The sequence below is a fragment of the Streptomyces sp. SPB074 genome, from assembly GCF_000154905.1.
GTDB lineage: Bacteria > Actinomycetota > Actinomycetes > Streptomycetales > Streptomycetaceae > Streptomyces.
In genome coordinates, this window is the sequence record NZ_GG770539.1 from 337310 (window position 1) to 339283 (window position 1974).

At 73.7% G+C, this 1974-nt stretch carries 4 protein-coding genes and 1 riboswitch; of the genes, 3 read left to right on the top strand and 1 reads right to left on the bottom strand.

What is annotated here, in order from left to right; genetic code table 11:
• On the bottom strand, positions 1 to 321 hold a 321-nt coding region (locus SSBG_RS01395; protein ID WP_037868659.1), incomplete at its 3' end, for a histidine phosphatase family protein.
• A gap of 65 nt (positions 322 to 386) precedes the next feature.
• A riboswitch (cobalamin riboswitch) is annotated at positions 387 to 522 on the top strand.
• A 37-nt stretch (positions 523 to 559) separates the two neighbouring features.
• On the opposite strand from SSBG_RS01395, the gene SSBG_RS01400 reads away from it, so the two are divergent.
• The 3 genes from SSBG_RS01400 to SSBG_RS01410 all read left to right on the top strand — a co-directional run.
• Positions 560 to 790, top strand: coding sequence for a CbtB domain-containing protein (locus SSBG_RS01400; RefSeq protein WP_008744451.1), 231 nt, complete (start codon positions 560 to 562; stop codon positions 788 to 790).
• A gap of 19 nt (positions 791 to 809) precedes the next feature.
• Positions 810 to 1580, top strand: a complete 771-nt coding sequence (locus tag SSBG_RS01405; RefSeq protein WP_037868662.1) for a CbtA family protein — start codon at positions 810 to 812, stop codon at positions 1578 to 1580.
• A gap of 84 nt (positions 1581 to 1664) precedes the next feature.
• The coding region (locus SSBG_RS01410) for a class I SAM-dependent methyltransferase (protein ID WP_008744453.1) at positions 1665 to 1974 on the top strand (310 nt) is incomplete at its 3' end.

A 1974-nucleotide genomic window follows, 5' to 3' on the forward strand; every position in this document is an offset into this window, starting at 1 on the left:
GGAGAGCCAGGCGGCGAGGGCGGCGGGCTCCTCGGCGGCCACCGCGTCGAGCGCGCGCCCTCGCCAGCGTCCCGGGTCCTGCCCGGCGAGGGCGGGATCGGGGACGGCGGCGGGGTGGCCGAGGAGTCCGGCGGTCTCGTGGCAGCGCGGGGAGGGCGCGCGGCACGCCCGTGCGTTCTCCGGGGGCAACGGCACGCCGCGCGCCCGTAGTCCGGCGGCGGCCTTCCGTCCCCGCTCCGTGAGCGGCGTGCCCGCGTCGAAGGCGGCGGAACGGCTCGCCTCGCTCTCGGCGGGCGAGACAAGGATCACCCGTATCGTCATACCGGCCCGCCTTTACTGCTTGTCATGTCTCATGTCCGGGGGACGCACTTGGCGTTCGGACGGGTGAGCGATATCGTCCCGATGACCTTACAAGCGACATGACGGAATCCGGTGAGAGCCCGGAGCGGTCGCGCCACTGTATGCCGGACCCGCGTCTGCCGGGACCGGCGAGTCAGACCCGTCATGCGTATCGAAGCTCCACCGACCGGGACGCGAGTTCCCCAGGAGGCTTGCCATCATGGCGCAGTCCGCCGCCCCGCCCGTTTCGGGCTCCTCTTCCGCCGCCGAGGCCCCTCTTCGGCTGCCGGTCCGCACCGTGCTGCCGTGGGCGGTCTTCGTCGGCCTCCTCCTGCTCATCGCGCTCTACTTCGTCGGCGCCGAACAGGGCGCCACGTCGCTGTTCTCCGGCACGGGCGTCCACGAGTGGGTGCACGACGGCCGGCACCTGCTCGGCTTCCCCTGCCACTGACGGGCGGATTCCTACTCCCATGAACTCCGCCATCGTCAGGAAGCTCCTCGTGCGCGGGATGCTCGCCGGTCTCGCCGCCGGGGTCCTCGCCTTCGTCGTCGCCTATCTGCTCGGGGAGCCCCGGGTGGACGCGGCGATCGCCCTGGAGGAGGCGCACTCCCACGCGGGAGGCGGCGCCCACGAGCACGAGGTCGAGGTCGTCAGCCGCGGCCTCCAGTCCACCGCCGGTCTCGCGACCGGTGTCCTCGCCTACGGGGTCGCCTTCGGCGGCATCGTGGCGCTCGCCTACTGCTTCGCGCTCGGCCGCCTGGGCCGTTTCAGCCCGCGCGCGACCGCCACGCTCATGGCGGCGGGCGGCCTCTTCGCCGTCTACGTCGTGCCCTTCCTCAAGTACCCGGCCACGCCCCCGGCCGTCGGCAATCCCGACACGATCGGCAAGCGCACGGCCTTGTACGGGCTGATGATGCTGCTGAGCGTGCTGCTCGCGCTCGCGACCGTGATCATCGGCAAACGGCTCGCGCCGACGCTCGGCAACTGGTGGGCGACGGTCGTCGCGTGCGCGGGCTTCGCCGTCGTCATCGGCCTCGCCTACGCCTTCCTGCCGCCCGTCAACGAGGTCGGGCACGATTTCCCCGCGACGCTCCTGTGGCAGTTCCGCGTCGCCTCGATCGGTATCCAGCTCACGCTGTGGACCGGTTTCGGCCTGCTCTTCGGCGAGTTGGCGCAGCGGCTGCTCGCCCCCGCCGAACGACGCGTCGGGGTCGGCGCGCCGGCCTCCGCGGCGGTCTGAGCGAAAGCCCTCCCAGCGGGGGGAGCGACCTGGTTCCCGGGTCGCTCCCCCCGCTTTCGTGGGCCGCGCGGGCAGGATGGCGGCATGAGCGAGGAGACACGTCAGGCGGTACGGGAGTTCTTCGGGTCGCGCGCGGCGGGCTGGGAGGACCGGTTCCCGGGCGACCAGCCCCGGTACGACGCGGCCACCGGCGTTCTCGGGCTGCGGCCCGGCGACCAGGTGCTCGACGCGGGGTGCGGCACGGGCCGGGCGCTCGCGCCGCTGCGGGAGCGCGTGGGGCCCCGGGGCCGTGTGCTCGGCGTGGACCTGACACCGGAGATGCTGCGCGAGGCGGCGGCCAAGGGCCGGGCGCGGTACGGGGCACTCGTCCTCGCGGACGTGGCGCGGCTGCCGG

Bases quoted from the DNA above. Each gene is read 5' to 3' on its own strand.
- SSBG_RS01400 (WP_008744451.1), top strand. From the start codon at position 560: ATGGCGCAGTCCGCCGCCCCGCCCGTTTCGGGCTCCTCTTCCGCCGCC.
- SSBG_RS01405 (WP_037868662.1), top strand. From the start codon at position 810: ATGAACTCCGCCATCGTCAGGAAGCTCCTCGTGCGCGGGATGCTCGCC.